Source organism: Ruegeria jejuensis, from assembly GCF_041537905.1.
Classification (GTDB): Bacteria; Pseudomonadota; Alphaproteobacteria; order Rhodobacterales; family Rhodobacteraceae; genus Ruegeria_C.
Genome location: NZ_JBGRUO010000003.1, coordinates 287,003 through 310,433 on the forward strand (window position 1 = coordinate 287,003; position 23,431 = coordinate 310,433).

The window sequence follows — 23,431 nt, forward strand, 5'->3', positions numbered from 1 at the left end:
ATAAAAAAAATCTCAAATTGGCTGGCAGGGGACACCGAGTCCCGCGGAAAGTGAGCAAAATCAATGATCACGTTACACATACTCCCACAAATTTAGTCTGGAGAGTGCGCTAATGGACGGCTCCAGAGGATATGAAGACGCCCTGACGGGCGAGCAGAAGATCCGCAATTTCAACATCAATTTCGGCCCCCAGCACCCCGCCGCCCATGGCGTGTTGCGGATGGTGCTGGAGCTGGATGGCGAGATTGTCGAACGCGCTGACCCGCATATCGGCTTGCTGCACCGTGGCACCGAAAAGCTGATGGAAAGCCGGACTTACCTGCAGAACCTGCCCTATTTTGACCGGCTCGACTATGTGGCGCCGATGAACCAGGAACATGCCTGGTGTCTGGCCATCGAAAAGCTGACCGGTGTCGAAGTGCCCCGCCGCGCCTCGCTGATCCGGGTGCTGTACTCCGAAATCGGCCGCGTCCTGAACCATCTGCTGAACGTGACCACGCAGGCGATGGATGTCGGAGCGCTGACCCCGCCGCTCTGGGGTTTTGAAGAACGCGAAAAGCTGATGGTGTTCTATGAACGCGCCTGTGGCGCGCGCTTGCACGCGGCCTATTTCCGCCCCGGCGGCGTGCATCAGGACCTGCCCGATGCGCTGCTCGATGATATCGAGACATGGAGCCACGAGTTTCCTGCCGTGATGGACGATATCGACGGGTTGCTGACCGAGAACCGCATCTTTAAGCAGCGCAACTGCGATATCGGCGTCGTGACCGAAGAAGACATCCAGCTTTATGGTTTTTCCGGTGTGATGGTGCGCGGGTCGGGCCTCGCCTGGGACCTACGCCGCGCGCAGCCCTATGAATGCTACAACGAGTTCGAGTTTCAGGTACCGGTGGGCAAGAATGGCGATTGCTACGACCGCTATCTGGTCCGTATGGAAGAGATGCGCCAGTCGCTGCACATCATCCGTCAGGCCATCGCCAAAATCCGCGACTGCCCCGGAGATATTCTGGCACGCGGCAAGATCACGCCGCCCTCGCGGTCTGACATGAAGACCTCAATGGAAAGCCTGATCCATCACTTCAAACTATACACCGAGGGCTTCCACGTCCCCGCAGGCGAGGTCTATGCCGCCGTCGAGGCCCCCAAGGGCGAGTTCGGCGTCTATCTGGTGGCCGACGGCACAAACAAGCCGTATCGGGCCAAACTGCGCGCGCCGGGCTTCCTGCACCTGCAGGCGATGGACCATGTCGCAGGCGGGCACCAACTGGCCGATGTCGCAGCCATCATTGGTACCATGGATGTAGTGTTTGGGGAGATTGATCGTTGATTCGTTGGTTTTTTCTGTTTTGTTTTTCTTGGCTTCCAATGATGGTGTCCGCTCAGCCAATGGCCGAACAGAAAACGCTATTCCTTTGTGTAGTTCTGAAAACGGACGTCGGAAAACCCATCGCTGTCTCTGGTGATGGTGGGCCTTGGTGTCAGATCACTGAAACTACCACTTCGCCGGCGTTTCTAGATCAACCGGAAAGCGTTTCTTCGCAGATATTGTATAAAGGAAACTCCGGCGCTGTTCTTGAGTTTCTTAATAGGGGCAATTCTCCGGCCGCGCGGTATCTCGTGAGAGTTTGTCCAACCATGTTCTCAGCGTTGCTTGACGAGATTAAAGTTAATGATGCGCTCATGGCGGCCGCTGAACTGCCTCAATCTAAAGAGCATATCGCCGTAACCTGCTCATTTTCTTTGCCTGTCAAGGAAGAACGTAGCCTTGACTAACGTAGCACATGAAAGACTGATCTGAACCATGCTCTGCCGTCTGCATCCCGACCAAGCCGATAGCTTCGCGTTCTTGCCCGCCATTCTGGCTTTGTCAGATGTGCAGATCGCCAAATATCCCGATGGGCGGCGGACCCAAGCGGGTATTCTGTCTATCGGACAAGTGAATGAGCAGCGATTTCAACGGTCTCACCTTGCGACCGACCCCATCGGCGGCGTTTTGAAGCTTGGCTCAAGCCCGTCGGATTTCGCGACGGTTGCTGAAGCAAGTTTTATGCTGGGGGAGATTGACCACTGATGCGTGCGTTCTTTGTACCGGTTGTGTTGTGTCTTGCGGGTCCGGTCTGGGCCGAGCAGCCAGCCATCAGCGATCTTGTTGCTGATAGCGCTGTGCTGACCAGCATTCGCCCAAGCGTTGTTTTGCTTGAGGGCAAGACGATGGGCACCTTTGTCTGTCGTTTCAGAGTTACGGATGAAGACTTTGCCGCCTATGTGGCGGATGGCGAGATCGACCAATCCGCTGATCGCGTGGTCTGCATTCCGATCGAGGAGCTAAACAACTAAATGCTGCGCCGTCTTCATCCCGAGCAACCCGAAAGCTTCGCCTTCACGCCCGCCAATCTGGCCTGGGCCGAGGGGCAGATCACCAAATATCCCGACGATCGGCAGGCCTCGGCGATCATCCCGCTTCTGTGGCGTGCGCAAGAACAGGAGGGGTGGCTCAGCCGTCCAGCCATCGAAGCGGTCGCCGATATGCTGGGCATGGCTTATATCCGAGCGCTGGAAGTGGCCTCGTTCTACTTCATGTTCCAGCTGCAACCGGTTGGGTCCGTTGCGCATATCCAGATCTGCGGCACCACATCCTGCATGATTTGCGGGGCTGAAGACCTGGTCGCGGTCTGCAAGGAAAAGATCGCCGAGAAACCGCATGTGGTTTCTGCCGATGGCAAGTTTTCCTGGGAAGAGGTGGAGTGCCTCGGGTCTTGCACCAACGCGCCGATGGCGCAGATCGGCAAGGACTATTACGAGGATCTGACCACCGAAAGCCTGGCCCGGATCATTGACGAGATGGCGGCGGGCAAGGTGCCCACGCCGGGGCCGCAGAACGGGCGCTATGCTTGCGAGCCGTTGAGCGGGCTGACCAACCTGACCGAGCATGAGGCCGGCAAACCCGCCCAGAACGCCTCGGTCGCGCTGGCCACGGATATCGGCGACACGATCAAGCGGATCGATGGTACCGAGGTGCCGCTGCTGACCCCTTGGGTGGGCAAGGATGGCAAGGTCGTCAGCCGCGACGCCAAGGACATGCCGCCGCCCGCGCCCGAGGCGCCGAAACCGGCGGTGAAGCAGGCGGCGGAGGCAAAACCCGCAAAGCCCGAACCTGCGAAAGCCGCATCGGATACCACCAAGGAAGAGGCGCCGGAAACGCTGGAGGGCGCACGCGGGGGCAAGCCGGATGACCTCAAGCTGCTCAAGGGGGTCGGGCCGAAACTGGAACAGACGCTAAATGAACTTGGGTTCTATCATTTCGACCAGATCGCCGCATGGACGCCGATCCATATCGCCTGGGTCGACAGCCGCTTGAAATTCAAGGGCCGGATCGAACGGGATGGCTGGATCGCCCAGGCTGCTGATCTGGCCGCGGGCAAAGAAACCGAATTCGCAAAACGCGCCAAGAAAGACGGGAAGAACGAAGACTGAGCACGATAAGGGAGACGACAGATGACCGGTACAAGCAATCAGAAAAGCTGCGCAGCGCGCGGCTGGCGCGCGGCGGCCTTTGGGGGCGTCGGCTTTGCGGTGTTGTACATGGTCATCGGCGGTGCGGGGCTGATCGGTGCAGTGATCGCCGGGCTGGTGGTGTTTGGCGCGATCGGCTTTGTGGTGTCGCGTTTCCTTTGTCCGGATGCGAAAGAGGAAAACACCCCTGCGCCCGCGCCGAAACCTGCGGCCAAACCTACTCCAGCGCCCGAGGCTGCGGCACCCGTGCCCGCGCCTGAGCCAGAGGCGCCATCGCCCGCACCTGAGCCAGCGCCTGCTCCGGTGGCAGAGGCTCCGGTAGCAGCGGCGGTGGAGCCCGAACCGGTTGCCGCTGCGGCGCCCGCCGAGGCGCCCGCTCCGACGGCAAATGCACCGGTGGAAGCTGTCGTGAAACCCTCGACCGTACTGGCCGGGGAACAGGAACTTGCCAGCCGCAAGGGCAGCTGGCGCTACGAAGGAAAAGCCGCCGGTTAGGTGGCAAGACGTGAATGGACAAGGAACAGGCCATCGCCCGCAAGGGCCGCCATATCGGGATAGTTATCGCCGTCACCATGGTGGCGTGGCTGGCGCTGACCCTGTTCATTGGTCCGGCGATCGGTTTGCCGGGCCGTTATGCGCTGCTGTTTGACCTCGCCGCTCTGGCCGGGTTCGTCTATGCGGGCGTCAATATTTTGCAACTCTGGCGCATGCGCCGGGACAGTCAGGGATAACCGGCGATGCTGAAAGATCAGGACCGCATCTTTACCAACCTCTACGGGATGCATGACCGCACGCTGAAGGGCGCTCAGGCGCGCGGCCACTGGGATGGCACCGCAGGTATTATCCAGAAGGGCCGCGACTGGATCATTCAGAACATGAAGGATAGCGGCTTGCGCGGACGCGGTGGCGCGGGCTTTCCCACCGGTCTGAAATGGTCTTTCATGCCCAAGGAAAGCGATGGACGGCCTGCCTATCTTGTGGTCAATGCCGATGAATCCGAGCCCGGCACCTGCAAAGACCGCGAGATCATGCGCCATGATCCGCACACGCTGATCGAAGGCTGCCTGATCGCGTCTTTCGCGATGAACGCCCATGCCTGCTATATCTACATTCGCGGCGAGTATATCCGCGAGAAAGAGGCGCTGCAGGCCGCGATTGACGAGGCCTATGATGCCGGTCTTGTCGGGCGCAACGCGGCAGGCTCGGGTTGGGATTTCGACATCTTCCTGCATCACGGGGCGGGCGCCTATATCTGCGGCGAGGAAACCGCGCTGCTGGAAAGCCTTGAGGGGCGAAAGGGCATGCCGCGGATGAAGCCTCCGTTTCCTGCCGGGGCGGGGCTTTATGGCTGCCCGACCACGGTGAACAACGTGGAATCCATCGCCGTTGTGCCCACCATTCTGCGGCGCGGGCCGGACTGGTTCAGCGGGTTTGGTCGGCAGAACAATGCGGGCACCAAGCTCTTTGCGATCTCGGGCCATGTGAACAACCCCTGCGTCGTCGAAGAGGCGATGTCGATCCCGTTCGAGCAGTTGATCGAGACCCATTGCGGCGGCATTCGCGGTGGTTGGGACAACTTGCTGGCGGTGATCCCCGGCGGCTCGTCCGTGCCTTGCGTGCGCGGTGAGAACATGCGCGACGCGATCATGGATTTCGACCATCTGCGCAACGATCTGGGCTCGGGCCTGGGCACGGCGGCGGTGATCGTGATGGACAAATCCACCGATATCATCAAGGCGATCTGGCGGCTGTCGAAATTCTACAAACACGAAAGCTGCGGCCAGTGTACGCCCTGCCGTGAGGGCACCGGCTGGATGATGCGGGTGATGGACCGTCTGGTGCGGGGTGAGGCCGAGTTGGAAGAAATCGACATGCTGTTCGACGTGACCAAACAGGTCGAGGGCCACACGATCTGCGCTCTGGGCGATGCGGCGGCTTGGCCGATCCAGGGCCTGATCCGCAACTTCCGCGAAGAGATTGAGGACCGCATCAAGGCGCAGAAATCCGGGCGTATGGGCGCGATGGCGGCAGAATGAAAGCTAAAAATCAAGACATAGTACTTGTGGCCGCTATGACCGTGAGCATTGTGACATGTGCGACAACCGTGACCGCAGCACCCAAGGTGGCCTATGAACAAGCTGTAGGGGAGGCCGCCGCGGCGTGGTGGATGAGCGACGAGTGCACGGGCATCGGCCATTTGGGCAAGGATTATCAACAGTTTGTTTTTGCCGTATCCGACGCGACCGTTGCGCAGGGGCTGCGCCGGCAAAAGATGCGGCGCTTGTTGTTTTACGGACAGACAGAATGGCAGCAGCAGATGGGAAAGGCCGTTTTGGCTGATCGCGGCATCTTGCATAAGGGAAGCAAGGAATTTTGCGCGTTTGCGCAGAAAGTTGCCGGGACTAATGATGCGATCGGGCGTTTTCTGATCAAGGAGTAACTTAATGGAACCGTTTCTCGCATATTCCCACGCAATCGCCTCGCTGGTGATCTTTACCTTGATCATTCTGATCATGGCGCCCTTCACCGCGCTGGCCAAGCAGGCCAAGGGGTTGGCCCCGGGTGCGACACCCGAGCAGGACTATTCCGACCGCGCCTACCGCATGAACCGGGCCTATCTGAACTGTACCGAGACGCTGCCCGCCTATCTTACCGTTGTGGTCGCGGCGATCCTGGTGGGGGCAAGCCCGTTCTGGGTGAACCTGCTGGCCTCGCTGGCACTGTTGGCGCGCATCCTGATGCTGGTCATCCATGTGCAGGGGCTGGGCGGCCCGAATATGAGCCTGCGCTCTTTCGCTTATGTGGGCGGTTGGCTCTGCATGATCCTGATCGGCCTCATGGCATTGGTGAGGCTGTTTTGATGCAACCTGACGGATATCATCTGGCCGAGCTCAATATCGGCCGCCTTCTGGCGCCCACCGACGACCCGCGCGTGGCCGATTTCATGGCCAATCTCGACCGGATCAATGGGCTGGGCAAACGGATGCCGGGCTTTGTCTGGATGATGGAAGGGTCGGGCGAGCCGGGAACCGGCAATACCGAGAACGCCATTGAGGGTGATCCGCAACTGGTGTCCAATCTGACCGTCTGGGAAGACGTGACCAGCCTGGAACGCTTTGTCTGGGGCACGGTCCACAAGCAGTTCTACGAGCGCCGGGCCGAGTGGTTCGAACTGCTGGGCAAGATGCATTTCGTGATGTGGTGGGTGCCTGCGGGGCATGAACCCACGCTGGACGAGGCGCTTGACCGGTTGGATCATTTGAACGCGCAGGGGGCCAGTGAACATGCCTTCGACTGGGCCTATCTGGCTGATGCCAAGATGTGGCGTAGCCACGGCTGTATGCCGGTCGCGGCGGAATAGGGAACAAGAATGTCTGCACCAGGTCTCCTCCACCGATCTTTGAAGCCTGCGCTGGTCCTGTGTCTTGCCGGGGCGCTTGCCGCCTGCGGCCAAAGCGAGAAGGACCAGATCCTGTTTGACGGCCAAGCCTTCCGTACCAAGGCCTCTGCGGTGGACAAGCGCAGAACTCGGGCGGAGTTCACGGTGACCATCGATGATGTCACCCGTTCGCTGGATGGCGCGCGCGAGGCGGGGCGCTATCAGGGCACGCGGTATTGCATCGAGAATTACGGCAATTCCGATATCAAATGGGCCGTCGGGCCGGATACAGACCCGGCACAGTTGCGGGTGGTGGATGGTCGGCTGACCTTTCAGGGAATCTGTCAGCGCCCATGAGCATGTCTGGGGCATATCCTCGCCAATGGCGGTTGCTGTTATTGAATAGCACACGCGCAGTTGTTCGTTCTGGTGCGTCTGGAACGAAAGGAAATCCCATGACCTATTGCAAAGCGGCCCTGATTGCTCTGGCCCTGACCCTGCCAACGATGGTTTGGGCAAAACCGCCCCTGCGCGACGTGCCCGAGATCGACAACGAGCTTTATTTCATCGCCATCGCCAATGAGATCGACAAGCAATGCGACAGCATCAGCGGTCGTAGGCTGAAGGCGATCGGGGTGATCTGGGACCTGAAATCCAAGGCCAACGCGCTTGGTTACTCGGATCGCGAAATCCGCGCCTATGTGGATTCGGACACCGAAAAGGCCCGCATGCGCCGCAAGGGCGAGGCCTACCTGGCGCAGAATGGCGTCAGCTATGACAAGCCGGAAAGCTTCTGCGTGCTTGGTCGCGCGGAGATCGACAGAAACAGCGCCGTTGGCGTGTATTTGAGGGCGCGGTGACTATGAGCATCAGACTATGCAAGAAAAGGTGGATGGGTGCCTTAGCAGGTGCTCTTTGTCTGCTTTTTGCAACCGAATCAGCCATTGCTCAAGCAGCGAAAGTCGACTTAGTGATTGCAAAAGTTGATGAAGTGGCAGAAGTGAGGAACGCCGCGTATTGGATTTCATTATTTTGCCCTGACATGACCGAAAATGGCGCGGTGGTTAACAAGACCTTCTCAAGCCTAGACAAAGAGCTTCATGCGGCGGGCGTGAAACCTAGAAAAAAGCGCCAGAAAATTCTTCAAGACGCTTTAGAAAGCACACAATCAGCGGACGCTGCTGACGCTTATTTGGCCAAGTATGGAATGACTCTGCACAAGAAACACTTGGATAAGATCTGTCCCTTGATGCGTCAGGAAATCAAAGACCGGACACTGCTCGGCTCATTCATGAAGGCGGATTGATTGGTGTCTGGTACGGGTGGCCTCAGAACGTGTCGAGAAAAATCCGTTGGGCGATGTCTCGGTATGAGAGCTCGCGTAATAGGGACTTTCAAGCTCGCAGTACCTGCGATCCATTCGTCCCGTCAGATATCGACCAGCGGCTCGGCACGGTTCGGTGTTCAGACCAGCGCGGTCAAACCCACACTACGCGACGAACGCGGCATCCGGCGCTTCGCGAACAAGATTGCAAACGTGATGCCTAAGCAGGCATTGCCGAAAGGACAAATGATCCATGTCTGACCTTCGCAAAATCAATATCGATGGCACCGAGATTGAGGTGGACGGGGCCATGACCCTGATCCAGGCCTGTGAACAGGCGGGGGTGGAAATCCCGCGCTTCTGTTATCACGAGCGGCTCTCCATCGCGGGCAATTGCCGGATGTGTCTGGTTGAGGTTGTGGGCGGTCCGCCCAAGCCTGCTGCCTCCTGCGCCATGCAGGTGCGCGACCTGCGCCCTGGACCCGAGGGGCAGGCGCCACAGGTCAAGACCAACTCGCCCATGGTCAAGAAGGCCCGCGAAGGCGTGATGGAGTTCCTGCTGATCAACCACCCGCTCGACTGCCCGATCTGTGATCAGGGTGGGGAATGTGATTTGCAAGATCAGGCAATGGCTTATGGCGTGGACTTCAGCCGGTTTCGCGAGGCCAAGCGCGCCGTCGATGACCTCGATCTGGGGCCTTTGGTCGAGACTCACATGACTCGCTGCATCTCCTGCACCCGTTGTGTGCGCTTCACCAGCGAAGTGGCGGGGATCACCCAGATGGGCCAGACCGGGCGCGGCGAAGATGCCGAGATCACGTCTTATCTGGGCGAAACGCTGGCCAGCAACCTGCAAGGCAACATCATCGACCTTTGCCCGGTGGGCGCGCTGACCTCGAAGCCTTATGCGTTCACCGCCCGGCCGTGGGAACTGACCAAGACCGAGAGCATCGATGTGATGGATGCTCTGGGCTCGAACATCCGGGTCGACACCAAGGGCCGCGAGGTGATGCGGATGCTGCCGCGCAACCACGATGGCGTGAACGAAGAATGGATATCTGACAAGACCCGTTTCGTCTGGGACGGGCTGCGTCGCCAGCGGCTGGACCGGCCTTATGTGCGGGTTGATGGCAAGCTGAAACCGGCCACATGGCCCGAGGCTTTGGCGGCAGCGGCCAAGGCGATCAACGGGGCGCGGAAACTGGCTGGGATCGTGGGCGATCTGGCCTCGGTCGAGGCGGCCTTTGCTCTTAAACAGATGGTCGAGGGCAAGGGCGGTGTCGTGGAATGCCGCACCGATGGCGCGAAGCTGCCCGCAGGCAACCGCGCGGGCTATGTCGGCACCGCTGCCATCGCGGATATCGACAGTGCCGAGCGTATCCTGCTCATCGGCACCAACCCGCGCGACGAAGCGCCGGTGCTGAATGCGCGCATCCGCAAAGCGTGGTCTCATGGCGCGCAGGTGGCTCTGGTCGGGCCGTCGGTTGATCTGACCTATGATTATTATCATGCGGGCGATGACCGGGCGGCGCTGCAAAAGGTCGTCGATATGGGCGGTGATGACGAGATCCGGGGCAAACGCTCGCTGGTGATCGTCGGGCAGGGCGCCTTGCAGGAGGCCGACGGTGCCGCCGTTCTGGCCGCCGCGCAAACCGTTGCTGCCAATACCGAAAGCGGGCTGTTGATCCTGCACACCGCTGCGGGTCGCGTCGGCGCGCTGGATGTTGATGCCACCAATGATCGTGACATGGACGCGGTTGCAGAGGCCGACGTGATCTACAATCTCGGCGCTGACGAGGTCGAGATCGGTGCCAAAGATGACGGGGGCGCCTTCGTCATCTATCAGGGCAGCCATGGAGACCGGGGCGCGCATCGCGCCGATGTGATCCTGCCCGGCGCGGCCTATACCGAAGAGGCGGGCCTGTTTGTCAACACCGAAGGCCGCCCGCAGTTGGCCATGCGCGCGGGCTTTGCGCCGGGTGATGCCAAGGAAAACTGGGCCATCCTGCGGGCACTCTCGGCAGAACTTGGCGAGGCGCTGCCTTATGACACCCTGGCGCAACTCCGCCAGACGCTGGTCAAGGCGGTGCCGCATCTGAAACAGGTCGATCAGGTTATCGAAAACGAAGGCGAAGCATTGCCGCCTGGCGCGCTCGGGCAGGCCAGCTTCCGCAGTGCGCTGCGCGATTTCTACCTGACCAACCCGATCGCGCGGGCCAGCCAGTTGATGGCAGAACTGTCGGCGCAAGCCAAAGCGCGAGACGGCGAGAAAATCGCCGCCGAATGATCCGTCCCGCGCTCATATCGCTGGCCCTTCTGGTCGCCTGCGCGCCTCAGCCGCAAGACGAGGTGTCGCAATTCGCGCCCGACTATCTGGGTGTCGAGGCGGTTTCGCTCGACAGCGATCTGGTGCAGATCGATCTCAGCATGCGTGGCGCGCGCGGCCCCGAGGATGTGGATCGCTATGGCGAATGCGCCGTGGCGGGATACACGCTGAGCCAGGGCTATGGTTTTGCGCGGCATTTACGCACGAATATCGATGAAAAGGGTGGCGTGTGGACGGCGGATGCTGTTTACACCATCTCGCCAACCCTGCCACGCGGTTTCAACACCATCGACGCAGAGGTCATGGTCGCGGATTGCGCGGAAAACGGAATACCCACGGTGTGAGGACGCATGGCAGATTTCTTTAGCACCCCAGGCGGCATAGCCCTGATCATCCTGGCGCAAGTCATTGCGGTTGTGGCCTTCGTGATGATCTCGCTGCTGTTTCTGGTTTATGGCGACCGCAAGATCTGGGCCGCCGTGCAGATGCGCCGGGGGCCGAACGTGGTGGGTGTCTATGGCCTGCTGCAATCGGTGGCCGATGCGCTGAAATACGTGGTGAAAGAGGTGGTCATCCCCGCCGGGGCCGACCGCACCGTCTTCATCCTCGCGCCGCTGACGTCCTTCGTGCTCGCGATGATCGCCTGGGCGGTGATCCCGTTCAACGATGGCTGGGTCCTGAGCGATATCAACGTCGCCATCCTCTATGTCTTCGCGGTTTCCTCGCTGGAGGTTTATGGCGTGATCATGGGCGGCTGGGCGTCGAACTCGAAATACCCCTTCTTGGGCTCGCTGCGCTCCGCGGCGCAAATGATCTCTTATGAGGTCTCCATCGGCCTCATCATCATCGGTGTGATCATCTCCACCGGAAGCATGAATTTCGGGGCCATCGTGCAGGCGCAGGACGGCAATCTGGGCCTCTTCAACTGGTACTGGCTGCCGCATTTCCCGATGGTGTTCCTGTTCTTCATCTCGGCGCTGGCCGAAACCAACCGCCCGCCCTTTGACTTGCCCGAGGCGGAATCGGAACTGGTCGCGGGGTATCAGGTGGAATACTCCGCGACGCCCTTCCTGCTGTTCATGGCGGGCGAGTACATCGCCATCTTCCTGATGTGCGCGCTGACCTCGCTGCTGTTCTTCGGAGGCTGGCTGTCGCCCATTCCGGGTCTGCCCGACGGGGTGCTGTGGATGGTCGCCAAGATGGCGTTCTTCTTCTTCCTCTTTGCAATGGTCAAGGCGATCACGCCGCGCTACCGCTATGACCAGCTGATGCGGCTGGGCTGGAAAGTCTTCCTGCCGTTCTCGCTGGGCTGGGTGGTCTTCGTGGCTTTCGCCGCCAAATTCGACTGGTTCTGGGGCGCGTTTGCGCGCTGGAGCACCGGAGGCTGATATGACCCAGATCGACTATACCCGCGCTGCCAAATACTTCCTGCTGCAGGATTTCTGGAAGGGCTTCAAGCTGGGCATGAAGTATTTCTTTGCGCCCAAGGCCACCGTGAACTACCCGCATGAAAAAGGCCCACTCAGCCCCCGCTTCCGAGGCGAGCATGCGCTGCGCCGCTATCCCAATGGCGAGGAGCGCTGCATTGCCTGCAAGCTCTGCGAGGCGATCTGCCCGGCGCAGGCCATCACCATCGATGCCGAACCGCGCGAGGATGGCAGCCGCCGCACCACGCGCTATGACATCGACATGACCAAATGTATCTATTGCGGCTTCTGCCAGGAGGCCTGCCCGGTCGATGCCATTGTCGAAGGCCCGAATTTCGAATTCGCCACCGAAACCCGTGAAGAGCTGTTTTATGACAAGGAAAAGCTCCTTGATAACGGCGAACGCTGGGAGGCCGAGATTGCCCGTAATCTGGAACTGGACGCGCCGTACCGATGACTGACACGCCCAATAACCCGTTCGAAGCGATGATGGCGCAGGCGCAGGAGATGGCCAAGGCGCTGAACCCGGCGTTGGAAAGCTTCTCGCCCAAGGGGTTCGAGGCGCTGTGGCCGACCATGCCCAAGGAAGCCATGGAACTGATGTTCGGCAATGCGGTAAACAAGGACGGGCTGGACGCCAAGACCCGTCTGTTGCTGACGCTGGCCGGGCTGACCATGCAGGGCGCGCAGGCCGACACGGCGGTGCGCCAGACCGTGCGCCACGCGCTGGAGGCGGGCGCAGGCAAACAAGAGATCGTCGAAACGATCGGTCAGATGTCGGTGTTTGCCGGCATCCCGGCCATGACCCGTGCGCTGGATCTGGCCAAAGAGGTCATGGGCGATAGTGAGGAAGACGAGACATGACCGCATTTGCCTTCTACCTCTTTGCAATCTGCGCCATTGCAGGCGGGCTGTTCACCGTGATCAGCCGCCAGCCGGTCCATTCGGTGCTGTGGCTGATCCTGTCCTTCCTGTCTTCGGCGGGGCTGTTCGTGCTGCTGGGGGCCGAGTTCGTCGCCATGCTGCTGATCATCGTCTATGTCGGCGCGGTCGCGGTGCTATTCCTGTTTGTGGTGATGATGCTGGACGTGGATTTCGCCGAGTTGAAGGCCGAGATGGCGCGCTATATGCCGCTGGCGCTGCTGATCGGGCTGGTCATCCTGATGCAGTTCGTCATGGCCTTCGGGGCCTGGGAAAGCGCCCAGGCTGCCGAAAGCCTGCGGGCGCAGGTGACCCCCACCGACATGCATAATACGCAGGCGCTGGGAGTGATCCTCTATGACCAGTATTTCCTGCTGTTCCAGCTTGCGGGGCTGATCCTGCTGGTCGCCATGATTGGCGCCATCGTGCTGACCCTGCGCCACCGTCAGGACATCAAACGCCAGGACATCATCGCCCAGATGATGCGCGACCCGGCGCAGGCGATGGAGTTGAAAGACGTGAAACCGGGGCAGGGGCTGTGATCATGCGCGGGTGGACAAGGAACACAACTGGGGTTGCTGCCTGTGGCCTGCTGCTCATCGCAAGCGGTGCGAGCGCGGCAGAGAATGAGATCGAAAACCCGCTCGACACGGTGAACAAGCATTTTGAAGTGGCGAGCAAGGATTTTGGCGGCGGCGTCACGCAGTTGCATGCCCGCAAGGAAGGGGCGGGTGGCACCGAGCACCTGATCTACCACTTCGATTGTTCGAACAAGAAATACGACCTGTTCTATAACAGCGCGGAAACGCCCGACAGCCGGCCAGATATGGTGGACGCGCCGTTTGTAGAACCGCTCGAACCGGAAGACATTGTTGGGCCCTTGGCTCAACACACCTGTACGAAATACGGCTACCCGCTGCTGGAATGGTGAGGATATGATCGGACTTGAACACTACCTGACCGTTGCGGCGACGCTGTTCGTCATTGGCATCTTTGGCCTGTTCCTGAACCGCAAGAACGTGATCATTCTGTTGATGAGCATCGAGTTGATGCTGCTGGCGGTGAATATCAACCTTGTGGCCTTCTCCAGTTTCCTCGGCGATCTGGTGGGGCAGGTGTTCACGCTGTTTGTGCTGACCGTGGCCGCAGCCGAGGCCGCCATTGGCCTCGCCATTCTGGTCTGTTTCTTCCGCAACCGCGGCTCCATCGCCGTCGAAGACGTTAACGTAATGAAGGGCTGAGGAACTCATGGAAACCACAATCCTCTTTGCCCCGCTGGTGGGGGCCATCCTGTGCGGGTTTGGCTGGAAGTTCATCGGCGAGAAGGCGGCGATGTGGACCGCTACCGGCCTGTTGTTCCTGGCCTGTATCCTCAGCTGGATCGTGTTCTTCAGCTTTGACGGGGTGACGCAGCAGATACCCGTGATGCGCTTCATCGAAAGCGGGTCGCTCAGCACCGAATGGGCGATCCGGCTGGACCGGCTGACGGCGATCATGCTGATCGTGGTGACGACCGTCTCGGCGCTCGTGCATCTTTACAGCTTTGGCTACATGGATCACGACCCCGCCTTCCGCGAGGGCGAAAGCTACAAGCCGCGTTTCTTTGCCTATCTCAGCTTCTTCACCTTCTCGATGCTGGCGCTGGTGACCTCGGACAATCTGGTGCAGATGTTCTTTGGCTGGGAGGGCGTGGGCGTCGCCTCCTACCTTCTGATCGGGTTCTATTACCGTAAACCCACCGCCAATGCGGCGGCGATCAAAGCCTTTGTGGTCAACCGGGTTGGCGATTTCGGTTTTGCGCTGGGCATCTTTGCGCTGTTCTTTCTGGTCGACAGCATCAATTTCGAGGACGTCTTTGTCTCCGGCCCGAAACTGGCCGAAACGCAACTGACCTTCCTCTGGGGCGAATGGTCGGCGATTGAGGTGATCTGCGTGCTGCTCTTTATCGGGGCGATGGGCAAATCGGCGCAATTGATACTGCACACCTGGCTGCCCGACGCGATGGAAGGCCCGACACCGGTTTCGGCGCTGATCCATGCGGCAACCATGGTGACGGCGGGGGTGTTCCTCGTCTGCCGCATGTCGCCGCTGATGGAGTTTGCACCGAACGCCACCGCCTTCATCACCTTCCTCGGGGCGGCGACGGCGTTTTTTGCCGCCACCATCGGTCTGGTACAGACCGACATCAAACGCGTCATCGCTTATTCGACCTGTTCGCAGCTGGGTTACATGTTCGTGGCCGCTGGTGTCGGCATGTATTCGGCGGCGATGTTCCACCTGCTGACGCACGCGTTTTTCAAGGCGCTTTTGTTCCTCGGTGCGGGCTCGGTCATCCACGCCATGCACCATGAGCAGGACATGATGAACTATGGCGGGCTGCGTAAGAAGATTCCCTATACCTATTGGGGCATGATGTTCGGCACGCTGGCGATCACCGGGGTGGGTATTCCGCTGACCGGCATCGGCTTTGCAGGGTTCCTGTCCAAGGATGCGATCATCGAAAGCGCCTGGGCCGGTGGCACCGGGTTTGCCTTCTGGTCGCTGGTGATCGCGGCGGCCTTCACCGCCTTCTATAGCTGGCGGCTGATCTTCCTGACCTTCTATGGCGAGGCGCGCGGCAACAAGCACACGCATGACCACGCCCATGAAAGCCCGATGACCATGCTGGTGCCGCTGGGCGTGCTGAGCCTGGGGGCGATCTTTGCTGGCATGCTCTGGTATGGCGCGTTCTTCGGGCATGCCGATAAGGTCGGCAAGTTCTATGGTATCCCGGTGGCCGAGGCCTCGGAACATGCCGAGGGGCATGATGCGGAAACCCATGCTGAACATGTGGCCGACGGTACCGCCGAGGAGCATCACGATACCGCAGAGGGCGACGCGCACGCGGCTGATGCGGCGCATGGCGATGACGCCCATGGCGATAGCGAAACAGGCGACGCCGCGCATGGCGGTGATCATCACTATGTCTTCGCGGGTGAGCCGGGGCAGGGCGCCATCTATATCGCGCCGGACAACCATGTGCTGGACGATGCCCATGCCGCGCCGAAATGGGTCAAGGTTTCGCCTTTCGTGGCGATGGCGATTGGTTTCCTGCTGGCCTATCTCTTCTACATCGTGAACCCGTCGCTGCCCGGACGTCTGGCAGAGAACCAGCGCCCGCTTTATCTGTTCCTGCTGAACAAATGGTATTTCGACGAGATCTATGACGCGATCTTCGTGCGTCCGACCCTGGCGCTGGGCCGCTTCCTGTGGAGGCGTGGCGACGGCAACACCATTGATGGCTTCCTGAACGGGGTTGCGATGGGTGTTGTGCCGTTCTTTACCCGGCTCGCGGGCAAGGCGCAGTCTGGCTACATCTTCACCTATGCCTTCTACATGGTGCTGGGCATCGCGGCCCTTGTTACCTGGATGTCGATCGGCGGGGGGGCGCAGTAATGGACAATATTCTCTCCATTATTCTCGTCATTCCGGCGATTGCCGCGCTGATCCTGCTGATCTTTCTGCGCGGAGAGGACGCCGCTGCGCAGCGCAATGCCAAGATGGTGGCGCTATTCGCAACCACGATCACCTTTCTGGTGTCCATCGGCGTCTATACCGGCTTTGATCCGGAAAACACCGGCTTCCAGATGGTGGAAGAACACGCCTGGCTGATGGGTCTGAAATACAAGGTGGGTGTGGACGGGATCAGCGTTCTCTTTGTGCTGCTGACCACTTTCATCATGCCGCTGACCATTCTCGCCAGTTGGGGCGTGACCGACCGGGTGAAGGAATACATGATCGCCTTCCTGCTGCTGGAAACGCTGATGCTGGGCGTGTTCATGGCGCTGGATCTGGTGCTGTTCTACCTGTTCTTCGAGGCGGGTCTGATCCCGATGTTCCTAATCATCGGCATCTGGGGCGGCAAGGAACGGATCTACGCCAGCTTCAAGTTCTTCCTCTACACCTTCCTCGGCTCGGTGCTGATGCTGGTGGCGATGGTGGCGATGTATGCGGATGCGCAGACCACGGATATCGTTGCGCTGATGGGGCATCAGTTCTCATCCGAGAGCTTCAGCGTGCTGGGTGTTTATATCGTTGGTGGTATGCAGACGCTGATGTTCCTGGCCTTCTTCGCCAGCTTCGCAGTCAAGATGCCGATGTGGCCGGTCCATACCTGGTTGCCGGATGCCCACGTGCAGGCGCCCACCGCCGGGTCCGTGGTGCTGGCCGCGATCCTGCTGAAGATGGGCGGCTACGGTTTCCTGCGGTTTTCACTGCCGATGTTCCCGGTCGGGTCCGAGGTGATGACGCCGCTGGTCCTGTGGATGTCGGCCATCGCGGTTGTCTACACCTCGCTGGTCGCGCTGGTGCAGGAGGATATGAAAAAGCTGATCGCCTATTCCTCGGTCGCGCATATGGGCTTTGTCACCATGGGCATCTTTGCGGCGAACCAGCAGGGCGTTGATGGCGCGATTTTCCAGATGCTCAGCCACGGCTTCATCTCGGCCGCGCTCTTCCTTTGTGTTGGCGTGATCTATGACCGGATGCATACCCGTGATATCGAGGCCTATGGCGGGCTTGTGAACCGGATGCCTGCCTATGCGCTCGTATTCATGCTGTTCACCATGGCCAATGTGGGCCTGCCGGGCACCTCCGGGTTCATCGGGGAATTCCTGACGCTCATGGGTGCCTTCCAGGTCAATACCTGGGTGACGGCGGTGGCGGCGACCGGTGTGATTTTCTCGGCGGCTTATGCGCTCTGGCTTTATCGCCGGGTGGTCTTTGGCGACCTGATCAAAGAGAGCCTGAAGTCGATCCGCGACATGAACTCGCGCGAGCGGCTGATCTTTGCGCCGCTGATCGCGATGACGCTGCTGCTGGGGGTCTACCCGTCGCTGGTGACCGATATCATCGGCCCGTCGACGACGGCGCTGATCTCGAATTATGACACGGCGCTGGCCGCGGCCGAGGCCGCCACCCAGTTTGCCGCGAACTGAGGAGGCCGGAGATGATCCAGGCTGATCTGACCGTAATCCTGCCCGAGATTGTGCTGGCCGTCTATGCGATGGCCGCGCTGCTGGGCGCCGTCTATACGCGCAAGGACGCGCTGGGGCCGCTCTTGGTCTGGACCACCGCCGGGCTGATGGCGGCGCTGGCGATCTGGATCGCGGCACAGCCGAATGCCACACAGGTGGCGTTCAACGGCATGTTCATCAATGATGGCTTCGCGCGGTTCTCGAAGGTTGCGGTGCTGCTCTCGGCGGCGGTGATCCTGGTGATGAGCCAGGACTACATGTCGCGCCGGGGGCTGTTGCGGTTCGAATACCCGCTGCTGATTGCGCTGGCTGCGGTTGGCATGATGATGATGGTCAGTGCCGGGGACCTCATGTCGCTTTATATGGGGCTGGAGCTGCAATCGCTGTCGCTTTATGTGGTGGCCGCCCTGCGTCGCGACAGCGCGAAATCGACCGAAGCCGGCCTGAAATACTTCGTGCTGGGCGCGCTGAGTTCCGGTCTGCTGCTTTATGGCGCATCGCTGGTCTATGGCTTTGCAGGCACCACGCTCTTCACCGGGATCGTGCAGGTGGCGACCCATGGCGATATGTCGCTGGGCATGCTCTTTGGCCTGATCTTCCTGATCTCGGGTATGGCCTTCAAGGTCTCCGCCGTGCCCTTCCACATGTGGACGCCGGACGTCTACGAGGGCTCACCCACGCCGATCACTGCCTTCTTTGCCACCGCGCCGAAGGTGGCCGCGATGGCGCTGTTTGCACGTGTGATGCACGATGCCTTTGGCGGCGCAGTGACCGATTGGCAGCAGGTGATCGTTCTGCTCTCGGTCCTGTCGATGTTCCTCGGCGCGATCGCCGCGATCGGGCAGCGCAATATCAAGCGGCTGATGGCGTTTTCGTCGATCGCGCATATGGGGTATGGGCTGATCGGCCTGGCCGCCGGGACCGAGATGGGCATCAAGGCGATGCTGATGTATCTGGCGATCTATGTGACCATGAATGTGGGCACCTTCGCTTTCATCCTGATGATGGAGCGCGACGGCCAGCCGGTCACCGATATCGACGCGCTGCGTCAGTATTCGCGCCGCGAACCGGCCAAGGCGCTGGCGGTGCTGATCCTGATGTTCAGCCTTGCAGGTGTGCCCCCGATGCTGGGCTTCTTCGCCAAATTCGGCGTCTGGCAGGCGGGCATCTCGGCCGATCTGTTTGGTCTTGTGGTGGCCTCGGCCATCGCTTCGGTAATCGGTGCGTTCTATTACCTGCGTATCGTCTTCTACATGTATTTCGGGGCTGAGAACGAGGATCAGCTCGACACCAACTCCTCGCCCGTGCTTTGGGGCGCGCTGATGGCCTCGGCGGCGCTGATGATTGTTGGCGTCTTCTACCAGTTCGGCGTTGAAGGTGCGGCGGCAGCGGCGGCGGCAACCCTTGTCAACTGATCGCAGTTCTCAGCGGATAAAAGGGGCCCGGTTGCTGAACCGGGCCTTTTTGCCATGAGCATCTGGCCCGAAGCCTATGGCAAGCGGGTGCTGGACGAGGTCGACAGCACCCTGAACGAGGCCGCGCGGATCGCGCCTTCGCTGGCCGGACCGGAATGGATTCTGGCCCATCGCCAGAGTGCCGCGCGCGGCCGTCGCGGGCGGGCCTGGGCCAATCCGACCGGCAATCTGGCGGCGACCCTGGTGATGCGCCCCTTTGGCAGCACGGAAAACGCAGCACTGCGCAGCTTTGTTGCCGCGCTTGCACTGTTTGATGCCTGTGTTGCGGTGACCGGGCGGGCGGATGGGCTGGCGCTGAAATGGCCCAATGACGTGTTGCTCAACGGTGGCAAGCTGGCGGGCATCCTTCTGGAAAGCGCAGGTCAAGGGCAGGGTGTCACCTATCTGGCGATCGGTATCGGCGTTAATCTGGCGGAGGCCCCGAGTGCGACGCAGGTCGAGGCTGGCGCCGTGCGTCCCGTCTCGCTGTTCTCCGAGACCGGCGCGCTGGTTGCGCCAGAGGATTTCCTGACCGAGCTTGCCGTCGCCTATGCAAGCTACGAGACGCAATTCCAGAGCTACGGGTTTGAGCCGATCCGGCAGGCCTGGCTGGCCCGCGCGGCGCGGCTGGGCGAGGTGATCACTGCGCGGACCTCCACCAGCGAGACGGTCGGCACGTTCGAGACGGTGGACGGGCAGGGCAATCTTGTCTTATTGACCGCCAAAGGCCGCGTCAGCATACCCGCCGCCGACATCTATTTCTGAGGAGCCGAAGCACATGCTACTGGCCATCGATTGCGGCAACACCAACACCGTGTTCTCGATCTGGGACGGGCAGGAGTTCCTGTGCACCCTGCGCACCTCGACCCATCATGCGCGCACGGCGGATGCCTATTTCACCTGGTATTCCACGCTGGTGAAACATTACGGGATCGACGTGGAAATCACCGATGTGGTGATCTCGTCCACGGTGCCGCGCGTGGTGTTCAACCTGCGCGTCTTTGCCGATCGGTTCTTTGGCTGCCGCCCTCTGGTGGTGGGCAAACCCGATTGTCTGCTGCCCGCGCAGCCGCGCGTCGATGAGGGGACGCAGGTCGGCCCCGACCGGTTGGTCAATACCGCAGGTGCGTTTGACCGCCATGGCGGCGACCTGATCGTTGTGGATTTCGGCACCGCGACCACGTTTGACGTTGTGGCCCATGACGGGGCCTATGTCGGCGGCGTGATTTCCCCTGGCGTCAACCTCAGCCTCGAAGCGCTGCACCTGGCGGCGGCGGCATTGCCGCATGTGGATATTTCCAAGCCGCAAAAGGTGATCGGAACCAATACCGTGGAGTGCATTCAATCCGGCGTGTTCTGGGGCTATGTCGGGCTGGTGCGTGAGGTCTGCGACCGTATACGGGGCGAATACGGTACCCCGATGAAAATCGTCGCAACCGGCGGGCTGGCACCTCTGTTCCAGCAATCCGCCCAGTTGTTTGATGCTTTCGAAGATGATCTGACGATGCACGGACTGACCGTGATTCATCGCTATAACAAGGAAAATGGCTCTCAATGAGCAATGAACGTTTGATTTACCTGCCCCTTGGTGGGGCGGGCGAGATAGGCATGAACGCCTATGTGTATGGCTACGGAAAACCTGGCAAGGAACGGCTGATCCTGGTCGATCTGGGTGTGGCCTTTCCCGATATGGACACGACGCCGGGCGTCGACCTGATCTTTGCCGATCTTACATGGCTGAAGGAACGTGCCGACCAATTGGAGGCGATTTTCGTCACCCATGCGCATGAAGACCATGTGGGCGCGGTCTCGCTCAACTATGCAGCGCTGAACGTGCCGGTCTATGCCCGCGCCTTCACCGCCAATATCGCACGCCGCAAGATGGAGGAGCGTGGACATGCGCCGGAAGCCGTGCGCACCGCCTCGTCCTGGCCCGAGCAGATCGAGGCTGGGCCGTTCAAGGTGGGATTTTTGCCGGTGTCGCACTCGATCCCGGAAAGCGCGGGGCTGGTTATCGACACGCCGGGCGGCCGGATCGTGCATTCGGGCGATTTCAAGCTGGACACCGACCCGGTGGTGGGTGAGGCGTTTGATCCCGATCTCTGGGGTGATGTGGCGAAATCCGGGGTCAAGGCGCTGGTTTGCGACAGCACCAATGTGTTCTCCACCCATCCGGGCCGCTCCGAATCCGAAGTGGGGCCTGAGATCACCAAGCTGGTGGCCGGGGCCAAGGGCATGGTGGTTGCCACCACCTTCGCCTCGAACGTGGCACGGGTGAAGACGCTGGCCGAGGCGGGCGCGCGGGCAGGGCGGTCGGTCGTGCTGCTGGGCCGCGCCATGCGACGGATGATCGAGGCGGCGGTCGAGACCGGCGTGCTCAGCGATTTTCCCAAGGTGATCAGCCCGGAAGAGGCACAGGATGTGCCGCGTGGCAACCTGATGCTGATCGTGACCGGCAGCCAGGGCGAGCGTCGCGCCGCCAGCGCGCAGCTGGCCCGCGGCAAGTATCGCGGGCTGTCGCTGGCCGAGGGCGACCTGTTCCTGTTCTCGTCCAAGACCATACCGGGCAACGAGAAGGGTGTGATCCGCATCATCAACCAGCTCAGCGAAATGGGCGTGGATGTGGTGGATGACAGCTCTGGGCTCTATCACGTTTCGGGCCACGCCAACCGCCCCGATCTGGAGCGGGTGCATCAGATCGTTGATCCGCAGATGGTGATCCCGATGCATGGCGAACACCGCCACCTGCGCGAGCATGCGAAACTGGCCGAGGCCGCAGGCCGCGCCGGGATTGTCGCGGTCAACGGCATGATGCTGGACCTCAGCGGCAATGCGCCCAAGGTCGCCGATTATATCGAGACCGGCCGCACCTATCTGGATGGCAGCGTCCAGATTGGGGCGCTGGACGGGGTGGTGCGCGACCGTATCCGCATGGCGTTGAACGGCCACGTGATCGTGACCGCCATTCTCGATGAAGAGGATGAGCCGCTGGGCGAACCCTGGTGCGACACCAAGGGCTTGCCGGAAACCGGAAGCTCTCGCGCGGCGCTGATCGAGGTGCTGGAAGAGGATTTGAACCAGTTTCTGATGCGGGCCGACAAGAAGACCCTGCGCGATGACGACAAGCTGGAAGAGGCGTTGCGTCGGATCACCCGCCAATCAGCGCTGACCGAGATCGGCCGCAAACCCGAAGTGACAGTGGTGGTCAGCCGGATGCGGTAAGCGTAATCCAAAAAGCGGGAACCGGTTTTTGGGTCAAATTGCGCGTCACCAAGAATGCGCAATCCAAAAGTGGGAACCGGTTTTTGGGCCAAATAGCGTGTCTATGAAAAGTGGGCTCAGTCACTGGTCATGGGGTGACCGCGCAGACGCAGGAACAGGCTCTGTTCGTCATCATTGCGGAAAAACGGAACCGAGACGGGCGGGGTCAGGTCCTGCGCCCGCTCGGTGATCTCGGCCAGCACCACCTCTGTGATCTCGGCCAGCACCACCTCTGTGATGAAAGGCAGGTCGAAGGTTCGCACCTCGCTCAACGGAATCCATTGCAGATGCGACAGCTCGTCCGAGGCGCGCGAGAAATCGTCGGGGTCGCCCATGATATGGGCCGCATCGATCAGAAAGAAGCGCGCGTCGAAACGGCGCGGACGGCCCGGCGGGGTGATGGCGCGAAAGACAAATTGCAGGTTCTGCGCGTCAGGCAGATGCCCGGTCGCGGCGTAACCCTGCCAATCCTCGGGCACCGGCTCGTCCCATGCGCCGGGCTGGCCCAGGATCAGCCCTGTTTCCTCCCACAGCTCGCGGATCGCGGCGATGGCCAGCGCGCTGCTGATATCTTCGGAGACGTCTTCGGTGAGCCGGTTCTGACACAGAGCGGGCAGCGGCGCGGCCAGCGCGATCTCGCGGTCGGCGGCATCGACGGCACCACCGGGAAAAACGAACTTGTTGGGCATGAAGGCCGCCTTGGCCCCGCGCTGCCCCATCAGCACTGACGGCACCGTCTCACGATCCCGCAATACGATGACCGTCGCTGCGTTCCGGATTGCTGTCTTGTCTTCGCTCATGCCCCAGCCTG

Annotated in this window: 29 protein-coding genes; 28 read left to right on the plus strand and 1 reads right to left on the minus strand. The window is 60.7% G+C overall.

What is annotated here, in order from left to right:
• Nucleotides 1-112 precede the first annotated feature (112 nt).
• From AB1E34_RS05735 to AB1E34_RS05870, 28 genes are all read left to right on the plus strand, one after another.
• Nucleotides 113-1,327: an NADH-quinone oxidoreductase subunit D gene (locus AB1E34_RS05735; RefSeq protein ID WP_372571375.1), complete on the plus strand. Its 1,215-nt coding sequence runs from the start codon at nucleotides 113-115 to the stop codon at nucleotides 1,325-1,327.
• Complete coding sequence (locus tag AB1E34_RS05740; protein ID WP_372571376.1) at nucleotides 1,324-1,773, plus strand: hypothetical protein; 450 nt, start codon at nucleotides 1,324-1,326, stop codon at nucleotides 1,771-1,773. Before AB1E34_RS05735 ends, AB1E34_RS05740 begins: the two co-directional genes overlap by 4 nt.
• A gap of 28 nt (nucleotides 1,774-1,801) precedes the next feature.
• Nucleotides 1,802-2,071 (plus strand): hypothetical protein, encoded by a 270-nt coding sequence (locus AB1E34_RS05745; RefSeq protein WP_372571377.1) that lies wholly within the window; start codon nucleotides 1,802-1,804, stop codon nucleotides 2,069-2,071.
• On the plus strand, nucleotides 2,071-2,337 hold the full coding sequence (locus tag AB1E34_RS05750; RefSeq protein WP_372571378.1) for a hypothetical protein: 267 nt from the start codon (nucleotides 2,071-2,073) through the stop codon (nucleotides 2,335-2,337). Before AB1E34_RS05745 ends, AB1E34_RS05750 begins: the two co-directional genes overlap by 1 nt.
• Nucleotides 2,338-3,474 carry an NADH-quinone oxidoreductase subunit NuoE gene (gene nuoE, locus AB1E34_RS05755; protein ID WP_372571379.1) on the plus strand — a complete coding sequence of 379 codons (1,137 nt, stop codon included), beginning with the start codon at nucleotides 2,338-2,340 and terminating at the stop codon, nucleotides 3,472-3,474.
• Between the two features lie 21 nt (nucleotides 3,475-3,495).
• Complete coding sequence (locus AB1E34_RS05760; protein ID WP_372571380.1) at nucleotides 3,496-4,008, plus strand: hypothetical protein; 513 nt, start codon at nucleotides 3,496-3,498, stop codon at nucleotides 4,006-4,008.
• A gap of 14 nt (nucleotides 4,009-4,022) precedes the next feature.
• A complete protein-coding gene (locus tag AB1E34_RS05765) occupies nucleotides 4,023-4,244 on the plus strand; it encodes a DUF5337 domain-containing protein (RefSeq protein WP_372571381.1) in 222 nt (73 codons plus the stop codon).
• Nucleotides 4,245-4,250: 6 nt separating this feature from the next.
• On the plus strand, nucleotides 4,251-5,549 hold the full coding sequence (gene nuoF / locus AB1E34_RS05770; protein WP_372571382.1) for an NADH-quinone oxidoreductase subunit NuoF: 1,299 nt from the start codon (nucleotides 4,251-4,253) through the stop codon (nucleotides 5,547-5,549).
• A 68-nt stretch (nucleotides 5,550-5,617) separates the two neighbouring features.
• Nucleotides 5,618-5,953, plus strand: a complete 336-nt coding sequence (locus AB1E34_RS05775; protein WP_372571383.1) for a hypothetical protein — start codon at nucleotides 5,618-5,620, stop codon at nucleotides 5,951-5,953.
• Between the two features lie 4 nt (nucleotides 5,954-5,957).
• Entirely contained in the window at nucleotides 5,958-6,374 is a 417-nt protein-coding gene (locus AB1E34_RS05780) for an MAPEG family protein (protein WP_372571384.1), read from the plus strand.
• Complete coding sequence (locus AB1E34_RS05785) at nucleotides 6,374-6,874, plus strand: DUF3291 domain-containing protein (RefSeq protein WP_372571385.1); 501 nt, start codon at nucleotides 6,374-6,376, stop codon at nucleotides 6,872-6,874. Before AB1E34_RS05780 ends, AB1E34_RS05785 begins: the two co-directional genes overlap by 1 nt.
• Before the next feature lie 9 nt (nucleotides 6,875-6,883).
• Nucleotides 6,884-7,249 (plus strand): hypothetical protein, encoded by a 366-nt coding sequence (locus AB1E34_RS05790; RefSeq protein WP_372571386.1) that lies wholly within the window; start codon nucleotides 6,884-6,886, stop codon nucleotides 7,247-7,249.
• A gap of 98 nt (nucleotides 7,250-7,347) precedes the next feature.
• The gene (locus AB1E34_RS05795; RefSeq protein WP_372571387.1) at nucleotides 7,348-7,752 is read left to right on the plus strand and encodes a DUF5333 domain-containing protein; all 405 of its coding nucleotides are present in this window, start codon (nucleotides 7,348-7,350) and stop codon (nucleotides 7,750-7,752) included.
• Between the two features lie 32 nt (nucleotides 7,753-7,784).
• A complete protein-coding gene (locus tag AB1E34_RS05800) occupies nucleotides 7,785-8,198 on the plus strand; it encodes a DUF5333 family protein (RefSeq protein ID WP_372571388.1) in 414 nt (137 codons plus the stop codon).
• A gap of 271 nt (nucleotides 8,199-8,469) precedes the next feature.
• The gene (gene nuoG, locus AB1E34_RS05805) at nucleotides 8,470-10,503 is read left to right on the plus strand and encodes an NADH-quinone oxidoreductase subunit NuoG (protein ID WP_372571389.1); all 2,034 of its coding nucleotides are present in this window, start codon (nucleotides 8,470-8,472) and stop codon (nucleotides 10,501-10,503) included.
• Nucleotides 10,500-10,886 (plus strand): YNQ4 family lipoprotein, encoded by a 387-nt coding sequence (locus AB1E34_RS05810; RefSeq protein WP_372571390.1) that lies wholly within the window; start codon nucleotides 10,500-10,502, stop codon nucleotides 10,884-10,886. The genes nuoG and AB1E34_RS05810 overlap by 4 nt, the downstream gene beginning before the upstream one ends.
• Nucleotides 10,887-10,892: 6 nt before the next feature.
• Complete coding sequence (gene nuoH, locus AB1E34_RS05815; RefSeq protein ID WP_372571391.1) at nucleotides 10,893-11,930, plus strand: NADH-quinone oxidoreductase subunit NuoH; 1,038 nt, start codon at nucleotides 10,893-10,895, stop codon at nucleotides 11,928-11,930.
• 1 nt (nucleotide 11,931) lies between these two features.
• The gene (gene nuoI / locus AB1E34_RS05820) at nucleotides 11,932-12,426 is read left to right on the plus strand and encodes an NADH-quinone oxidoreductase subunit NuoI (RefSeq protein WP_372571392.1); all 495 of its coding nucleotides are present in this window, start codon (nucleotides 11,932-11,934) and stop codon (nucleotides 12,424-12,426) included.
• On the plus strand, nucleotides 12,423-12,833 hold the full coding sequence (locus tag AB1E34_RS05825; protein WP_372571393.1) for a carboxymuconolactone decarboxylase family protein: 411 nt from the start codon (nucleotides 12,423-12,425) through the stop codon (nucleotides 12,831-12,833). Before nuoI ends, AB1E34_RS05825 begins: the two co-directional genes overlap by 4 nt.
• Nucleotides 12,830-13,432, plus strand: coding sequence for an NADH-quinone oxidoreductase subunit J (locus AB1E34_RS05830; protein WP_372571394.1), 603 nt, complete (start codon nucleotides 12,830-12,832; stop codon nucleotides 13,430-13,432). Before AB1E34_RS05825 ends, AB1E34_RS05830 begins: the two co-directional genes overlap by 4 nt.
• Nucleotides 13,433-13,434: 2 nt before the next feature.
• Nucleotides 13,435-13,821, plus strand: coding sequence for a hypothetical protein (locus AB1E34_RS05835; RefSeq protein WP_372571395.1), 387 nt, complete (start codon nucleotides 13,435-13,437; stop codon nucleotides 13,819-13,821).
• 4 nt (nucleotides 13,822-13,825) lie between these two features.
• Nucleotides 13,826-14,131, plus strand: a complete 306-nt coding sequence (gene nuoK, locus AB1E34_RS05840) for an NADH-quinone oxidoreductase subunit NuoK (protein ID WP_024090650.1) — start codon at nucleotides 13,826-13,828, stop codon at nucleotides 14,129-14,131.
• Nucleotides 14,132-14,138: 7 nt separating this feature from the next.
• Nucleotides 14,139-16,325, plus strand: coding sequence for an NADH-quinone oxidoreductase subunit L (nuoL, locus tag AB1E34_RS05845; protein WP_372571396.1), 2,187 nt, complete (start codon nucleotides 14,139-14,141; stop codon nucleotides 16,323-16,325).
• On the plus strand, nucleotides 16,325-17,866 hold the full coding sequence (locus AB1E34_RS05850) for an NADH-quinone oxidoreductase subunit M (protein ID WP_372571397.1): 1,542 nt from the start codon (nucleotides 16,325-16,327) through the stop codon (nucleotides 17,864-17,866). The genes nuoL and AB1E34_RS05850 overlap by 1 nt, the downstream gene beginning before the upstream one ends.
• Nucleotides 17,867-17,877: 11 nt before the next feature.
• On the plus strand, nucleotides 17,878-19,320 hold the full coding sequence (gene nuoN, locus AB1E34_RS05855) for an NADH-quinone oxidoreductase subunit NuoN (RefSeq protein WP_372571398.1): 1,443 nt from the start codon (nucleotides 17,878-17,880) through the stop codon (nucleotides 19,318-19,320).
• A gap of 54 nt (nucleotides 19,321-19,374) precedes the next feature.
• Nucleotides 19,375-20,124 carry a biotin--[acetyl-CoA-carboxylase] ligase gene (locus AB1E34_RS05860; RefSeq protein ID WP_372571399.1) on the plus strand — a complete coding sequence of 250 codons (750 nt, stop codon included), beginning with the start codon at nucleotides 19,375-19,377 and terminating at the stop codon, nucleotides 20,122-20,124.
• 13 nt (nucleotides 20,125-20,137) lie between these two features.
• Nucleotides 20,138-20,917: a type III pantothenate kinase gene (locus tag AB1E34_RS05865; protein WP_372571400.1), complete on the plus strand. Its 780-nt coding sequence runs from the start codon at nucleotides 20,138-20,140 to the stop codon at nucleotides 20,915-20,917.
• Nucleotides 20,914-22,581, plus strand: coding sequence for a ribonuclease J (locus tag AB1E34_RS05870; RefSeq protein ID WP_372571401.1), 1,668 nt, complete (start codon nucleotides 20,914-20,916; stop codon nucleotides 22,579-22,581). The genes AB1E34_RS05865 and AB1E34_RS05870 overlap by 4 nt, the downstream gene beginning before the upstream one ends.
• A 116-nt stretch (nucleotides 22,582-22,697) precedes the next feature.
• Here the strand turns inward: AB1E34_RS05870 and AB1E34_RS05875 are convergent, their stop codons facing one another.
• Nucleotides 22,698-23,420, minus strand: coding sequence for an NUDIX hydrolase (locus AB1E34_RS05875; protein ID WP_372571402.1), 723 nt, complete (start codon nucleotides 23,418-23,420; stop codon nucleotides 22,698-22,700).
• Between the last annotated feature and the right edge of the window lie 11 nt (nucleotides 23,421-23,431).